At 38.5% G+C, this 6,519-nt stretch carries 6 protein-coding genes and 1 tRNA gene; 5 read left to right on the top strand and 2 right to left on the bottom strand.

Annotated features, from left to right (window positions below):
• Together PHC29_08580 and PHC29_08575 are read left to right on the top strand one after the other, a co-directional pair.
• Nucleotides 1-758: ATP-binding cassette domain-containing protein (locus tag PHC29_08580; GenBank protein MDD5109532.1), on the top strand; the 758-nt coding region annotated here is incomplete at its 5' end.
• Nucleotides 759-779: 21 nt separating this feature from the next.
• Nucleotides 780-855: transfer RNA gene (locus PHC29_08575), tRNA-Asn, on the top strand.
• Between the two features lie 322 nt (nucleotides 856-1,177).
• Here PHC29_08575 and PHC29_08570 read toward each other — a convergent pair.
• The gene (locus PHC29_08570) at nucleotides 1,178-2,827 is read right to left on the bottom strand and encodes a recombinase family protein (protein MDD5109531.1); all 1,650 of its coding nucleotides are present in this window, start codon (nucleotides 2,825-2,827) and stop codon (nucleotides 1,178-1,180) included.
• An 11-nt stretch (nucleotides 2,828-2,838) separates the two neighbouring features.
• Nucleotides 2,839-3,309, bottom strand: coding sequence for a DUF2924 domain-containing protein (locus PHC29_08565; protein ID MDD5109530.1), 471 nt, complete (start codon nucleotides 3,307-3,309; stop codon nucleotides 2,839-2,841).
• Nucleotides 3,310-3,706: 397 nt separating this feature from the next.
• On the opposite strand from PHC29_08565, the gene PHC29_08560 reads away from it, so the two are divergent.
• The 3 genes from PHC29_08560 (at nucleotide 3,707) to PHC29_08550 (ending at nucleotide 6,444) form a co-directional block, all read left to right on the top strand.
• Nucleotides 3,707-3,880, top strand: coding sequence for a hypothetical protein (locus PHC29_08560; protein ID MDD5109529.1), 174 nt, complete (start codon nucleotides 3,707-3,709; stop codon nucleotides 3,878-3,880).
• 358 nt (nucleotides 3,881-4,238) lie between these two features.
• Nucleotides 4,239-5,936: an Eco57I restriction-modification methylase domain-containing protein gene (locus tag PHC29_08555; GenBank protein ID MDD5109528.1), complete on the top strand. Its 1,698-nt coding sequence runs from the start codon at nucleotides 4,239-4,241 to the stop codon at nucleotides 5,934-5,936.
• Nucleotides 5,923-6,444: a hypothetical protein gene (locus tag PHC29_08550; protein ID MDD5109527.1), complete on the top strand. Its 522-nt coding sequence runs from the start codon at nucleotides 5,923-5,925 to the stop codon at nucleotides 6,442-6,444. The genes PHC29_08555 and PHC29_08550 overlap by 14 nt, the downstream gene beginning before the upstream one ends.
• Nucleotides 6,445-6,519: the final 75 nt, after the last annotated feature.

Raw genomic sequence — 6,519 nt, 5'->3', positions numbered from 1 at the left:
CGCGCACAGATGTTTTAAATGTCGAGAATACTGTTTTACAGGAGGCTTATTCTGCTGCTCCGGGTTATATGGCGGAAGAAACCATCAGGACGATCCTCGGTGCATTCTTATTTAGCGGTGATGATGCTGAAAAGAAAGTTAAAGTACTTTCCGGCGGAGAAAAAAGCCGGCTGATCCTGGCTAAGCTTTTAATTGACCCCCCGAATTTCCTGCTGCTGGATGAGCCGACTACCCATCTTGATGTGGATGCCGTGGATGCCTTGGTCAGGGCGCTTAAGAGTTATGAGGGAACAATTGTTTTTATCAGCCATGATATTTATTTTGTCAGTTCGGTTGCGAACAATGTTTTTGAAGTTAAAGCCGGCAGGGTGAGGAAATTTCCCGGGACATTTGATTATTATCTTGAAAAACGGGATAGTCTGGCTGAAACTTCTGCTGAACATAAGCCCAGGCCTGCGGCAGTCAGGCAAGTTGATGAGGCTAAAGAGAAGGCAAAAGAACAAGAACGAAAAAATAAAGAAGAAGAGAAGAAGCGGAAATCCCATAATTCGCTTATCCGCGATAAGATTAATAAACTTATCAAGAATAAAGAAAATCTGGAGCTTGAAAGCTATGCCAAGGCGCGGGCCTTATCTAATCCGCATTTTTACCGCGATGAAGAGACGGCTCGCGAATATGGCAGGCGGATGAAGGAAATTGAAAAACTTATTCAAGAGATTGAAGTGGATATAAAAGCTCTTGAAAGCCAGATTATCTAGTGTTAGAATACTACCCACAATTCCCCCTTAGCTCAGTTGGTAGAGCGAGAGACTGTTAATCTCCAGGTCCTAGGTTCGAGTCCTAGAGGGGGAGCCAAATAAATCTCTCAAAATCAATAATGAGAGATAAAGATTACCCTGATTAATAGCACTAGTCAGGGTATTTTTTATGTCCGCACGTGTCAAATAGTTAGGGTGTTATTTTTTCTGTTATTTTATTGTTGTTGATCTTCAATTTTAATCCTGCCTAAGGTCCGCTAAAGTAAGCCAAATAAATCTCACCAGCTTATCTCTCTATCTCTGAAATGCCGCTTAGTAAAGGCTTGGTAGTAAATGGTATTTAGCGTAGATTTAGCGATAATTTGCTTAGATTCTTGGCATTTACTAGGAAAATGCTGGAATGAGAGGAGAGATAAAGCTTATTTCTTGGAGAGTGTTTCTTTGATGTTTTGCCAGATTTGGGTTTGTTTCTTCCAGTCAACTTCGGCAGCAAGAGAGCGAACCTTATATTCAGGAATAAGTGAGATAATTTGGTTATTACCGTTAACTATCTCATTTTGAATGGCAGGTGCAACAAGCAACATAGTCATGAGATGATCAAGACGGGCTTGGTCAAAATTTATCCATTCAGAGGCCTGTTTAAGGTTCTTTATCTTGCCTTCGTCAAACAGCCTTTGTAATTGGTGCGCTAAGATTAAGTTTCTGCGTATCTTTGGTTCCTTTTCGATTTCTTCTTCCTTGTGCCATTTGTTTAAAGGCCGCACCTGTTTTAAATCAACATCAAATTTAAGACGTAGGCTGCTGCCGTTAAGTAATATCCCAAGTTTTTTACTGTTTGAATCATAGTCAATTTCTTTGACAAGTGCTTTAAGGATGCGCCGTTTCTCTTGGGGATATAAGGTATCCCAAACAGGAGACAGGAGAGCTTCAATTTCCTGTTTATTCTGTTCTTCTTTCTTCTTTCGATTTTCAGCAAACAGCATTTTTAAACAGTCAACCACGGTATCTTCAATTGCCTGTGCGTTTACTGACTTTGTAGGGCAGGAGTTATATCCGCGTTTCTGAGCATTGGTGCAGACATAATAGCGATACTTGTGCGTCTTATGCTTTAAGGTATAGGTATGGAACATAGCATGCCCGCAGGTCTTGCAGTGCAGAATATGGGTTAATAATCCAGAGCATTCTATGTTCTTTGTAGCTTTGCGCTCTATGCGGTTATCTTTAAGCCTTTCCTGGGCCTTTTTAAAGGTTTCTTCGTCGATCATTGCTTCCTGCTGGCCGTCATAGACCTGACCTGCGTAGAAAACCTTCCCTATATAAACCACATTCTTGATTGCCTGTTGTATTTGAGTAACCCCAAATTTTAAGCCTCCGAATGGCTTTCCGTCCTTTTGTTTTCCTGTCCGGCTTCTATAGCCTTTTTCATTTAGAATACTGGCAACTTTAAGAAGGGAGTTACCTTTTAGGTACAATTCAAACATTTCCCGGACGATTTTTGCTTCGGTTTTATCAATTACCAGCTTTTTTCCTTCTTTATCTCTGCTGTAGCCAAAAGGAGGCCTGCCTCCCAGCCACTGGCCCCGTTTGCGCGCAGCACCCATTTTGTCGTGGGTTCGCTCACTAATCAATTCTCTTTCAAACTCGGCAAAGGAAGACAAGATATGCAGCATAAGTTTGCCTGTGGAAGTGCTTGTGTCAATTGGCTGGGTAATTGAGGCAAAGGCAACCCCGTGTTCATCGAAAAACTTAAGAAGCTGAACAAAATCCACAAGCGATCTGCTAAGCCTGTCTAATTTATAGACAACTACCATATTAACCCTGCTTTCTTTGATATCATTGATCAGTTTCTGCAGAGAAGGGCGGTTGGTGTTTGAACCGGTAAAGCCGTTATCGTCGTATCTTTCGGTCAACGGCACCCAGCCCTCGTGTTTATGGCTTGCGATGAAATTCAGGATAGATTCATGCTGATTCTCGATAGACCCGAAGGTCTCATCTGCACGCTCTTCCACTGATTTGCGGCAGTAGGCTGCGCAGTAGATTCGTTTTTTCGCTTCTTTTGTTTCTGCCATCAGATTACTCCTTACAAATTAAAGAACAAGTAGCCGTTCCAGTGCGCTCCGGTTACTTCTTTAGCAATAGCCGTAAGAGTCTTATAAACCTTACTACTGTATTCAAAGCCTGATTCAAGTATCTTAACTTGAAGTTTAATGCCTTTATATTCTTTGGTAATAACCGTGCCTGGAATCGGCAGCCTTTTATCTCGTCTAAGGCTTGTTTTATTGGACTTATTTTGAGGAGCGTTTTCTGGGCGTATAGCCTTGTTATTAACCGGATCATACTTTTGAATAAGCTCTTGTATTTTACCTTGGGCCTCCGTAGAAAGCCCGCCGTATTCAAGTTCCTGTAGCCTATAGGCAATTTTCTTCCAAAGATAAGTCTTATTATTTGAAGGAGCGAACTTGCCTTCAAAAAGTTCTGAGTATTTTTGCTTTAATTCCCCAAGAGATGCATCCTTAAGGCTCATTATATTGGTTAAGAGATTTTCCTGCATTGGTTCCTTTCTAATTAAGGTTCTTTGATGAGCTTTGGGTTAATTGGTCACGCTTCTTAATCTCTTCCAGAAACGGTTTATCTCTTTTTCTCACCTCACATATAGCCATACAATTTGAGAGATATCAAGGCGAAGTGAGAGGATTTTTAGAGAAAGCTAGGCTTGTGATTTTAACTAAAAGTGGTAAAATGAAACAAAGGTAAATTATGAAAGAGCTTGACACGAATGAATTCTTAGAGTATAAAGAAACTATACAATTTAGAGTGGTATCGTTTGAAGGGGGAACTGCCACGTTAAAATAATTAAAACCTTCGCTCACAAGGCGAGGGTTTTTTGTTTATCATAAAAGAATGTTGAAGAGTAGCATCTAAAATTATAATTATATTGAGGCTGGAAAATGAGTAAAACAAATGATCTAGATGGAGTAATAGGTATTCTTCTCGGAATAATAGGGGGCATAGCCTTGGCTGCGCTTTTGAAAAATTTACTTCAAAAGAAGTGCCCTCATTGTAATAATTTGAATGATATGAATACAGAATTCTGCAAATTTTGCCGGGGTAGCTTAAAATGAATCTTCAAATGCTAATCTCTCCAAAAATACAACGGATAACAGAGAAAACCGGGGAAATAACATTACTTGTTGTTTCAGTTGTGTTAATGGCTAACTATTACAGAATGATTGACTTGAATAAGCTTGGGGTACCCTTTTTATGTATAATCTCATGGATTTATCTTTTGCTAAACATAGGATTAGCAAATATATTCAAATATTATAGGAATAAAGATAATCCAATCTGTCCAAAATGCAGAAAGAAATTAATTGAAGTCAAGGAATACGAGTGTACTAAATGTGGCGCGTTGAAGTTTGATAACAAATAGAAATTTTAGGCGTCTAAACCCTATGCTGGAAATAAAAGAGAAATGAGAAAATGAATAACTGCGGTGGTTTAGGATTACTAAGGGAAGAGAAGACAAAAATTGAGTCTCGTGTTTATCCATGGAAAGACATTTCAGAAGAAATGATACAATCAAATGCATGTAATGGCGTGCTGACAGAATACGCTGACGAGTTAGCTGGAGTCTATGCTAAGAAAAGCGATTTAACGGATAAAAAATCAAGAGGCCAGTTTTTCACTCAAAAGGCAATTGGTTTGTTTATGGCTGGCATGTTTGATATTAATAAATCATCTTTTAATATTCTAGATCCCGGTGCTGGTATTGGCATGCTTAGCGCTGCCTTCTGTGAACGCCTGCTGAATTTACGCAAGGCCTGTACTATATGCCTTGATGCATATGAAACCGATTCAAAATTAATTCCCTATCTTGAGAAAACGCTTAAAAAATGCAAGGCTACTCTGGAAGAAAAGGGACATGTGTTTAAGTATAAAATCATTGAAAAAGACTTCATTCTAAATAATCCGAACTATCTCAACAAAAAAACACTTTTCGGAACAGAAATCCAGCCGATTTATTATGATTATATTATTTCAAATCCACCCTATTACAAATTAAACAAGAATTCTCCACAGACTCAAATTATGAATGAATTCGTTTCTGGCCAGCCCAATATTTATTCTTTTTTTATGGCATTGTCTTTGGAAATGCTTAAAGATGATGGGCAGATGGTCTTTATCACGCCAAGAAGCTTTTGTTCGGGATTGTATTTCAAGAGATTCCGAAAATGGCTGCTAGATCATGGCAACATTAATAATATCCACGTTTTTGAATCAAGAAAAGATGTTTTCACAAAAGAAAATGTATTGCAAGAAAATGTTATTATGCGGATAACACCTAAGAAGGAAGGGAAAGAACAAAAACATGCAACCATAACAAAAAGCATGAATAGCCTGTTTCATGACCTTAGTGAACTCAAGATTGATTACGAGGACATTTTTCATAGAGAAAATGGCGATATTTTTATTAAAGTGCCTTCATCAAAAGTTGATATTAAAATTCAGCGCATTGTCAACTCATGGAAATGCACATTAAAGGATCTCTGCCTGAAGGTCTCTACAGGGCCTGTTGTATCCTTTCGCGCAACCAAATTTTTGTCTCCTGAATTCAATGATAATAAATCCATGGTGCCTCTTTTGTGGATGCATAATATCAAGGGAATGGATGCCGTGTGGCCTATCCATAACCTTAAAAAAGAGCCAGCCATTAAAGCCAATGAAGAAAGTAAGATATTATTGGTTCCTACAAGCAACTATGTATTAGTAAAAAGATTTAGCTCTAAAGAACAGAAGAAAAGGGTGCATGCAGGGGTTTTGCTGAAATCAAGGATGAGATTTGATCGAATAGGCATTGAGAATCATCTAAATTATATTTACAAATATGGCGGTTTGCTTTCGGTCGAAGAAGCTTATGGTGTTGCTGGCGTTTTGAATACCTCAATCATTGATATTTTTTTCAGAATGCTGAATGGGAGCACACAGGTGAATGCTGTAGATATTGAAAATCTGCCTTTTCCATCACTTGAGGATATTCAAGCAATCGGCAAGGCTATTATAAATTCAAAACCAGCCATAGGGCAGGAATTGGATAAGCTTGTTGTCGACATTTTAAAAATAGGCCCGCAAATTTTGCAGGATTTAAAGGAGGTTTACAATCAAAATGGGGAAAATTAAAGAAGGTTTGGATATTCTGATAAAAGTCGGGGTGCCACGCGAACAGCAAAATGAACGTTCATCTCTAACACTTTTAGCTATTTTAGACTTAAAGAAAAACACTCTTTGGACTGGAGCAAAGAAGAGAATTATCCGCATTCACGATATTCTTGTTTTTATCCAGAAGAATTACAATAAAAAATATGCTGAGAATACCAGGGAAACTATTAGAAGGCAGACACTGCATCAATTTGAACAGGCTGGTATAGTAGAAAGAAATTCTGATAATCCCCTCAGGCCTACAAATAGCCCCAATACCGTATATAACATAACAGATGAAGCCTTAGCATTGGTTAAGGTTTACGATACCCATGAATGGGATAAAATGCTTCATGAATTTGTGACAAAGAAGGGAAGATTAATCGAAAGGTACGAAAAAAGGAAGGATAAAAATCTCATACTGTTAAAAACTTCGGCAGGAGGATTTAGTAAGTTCTCGCCCGGTAAACACAATCAATTACAGACATGAATAATCAAGGAATTGGTTCCGAAAATTTGTTGTAAGGCAAAGTTGGTATATGTTGGCGATGCAGCAAATAAATTT

The sequence above is a fragment of the Candidatus Omnitrophota bacterium genome (assembly GCA_028712255.1).
Lineage (GTDB): Bacteria > Omnitrophota > Gorgyraeia > Gygaellales > Profunditerraquicolaceae > UBA6249.
Note: the sequence above shows the minus strand (reverse complement) of the source record. Positions and strands in the feature narration are given on the sequence as shown.

What these genes read in the sequence shown, in the direction of transcription:
- PHC29_08555 (MDD5109528.1), top strand. Translation starts at nt 4,239, where the DNA reads ATGAATAACTGCGGTGGTTTAGGATTACTAAGGGAAGAGAAGACAAAA.
- PHC29_08550 (MDD5109527.1), top strand. Translation starts at nt 5,923, where the DNA reads ATGGGGAAAATTAAAGAAGGTTTGGATATTCTGATAAAAGTCGGGGTG.
- PHC29_08565 (MDD5109530.1), bottom strand. Translation starts at nt 3,309, where the DNA reads ATGCAGGAAAATCTCTTAACCAATATAATGAGCCTTAAGGATGCATCT.
- PHC29_08570 (MDD5109531.1), bottom strand. Translation starts at nt 2,827, where the DNA reads ATGGCAGAAACAAAAGAAGCGAAAAAACGAATCTACTGCGCAGCCTAC.
- PHC29_08560 (MDD5109529.1), top strand. Translation starts at nt 3,707, where the DNA reads ATGAGTAAAACAAATGATCTAGATGGAGTAATAGGTATTCTTCTCGGA.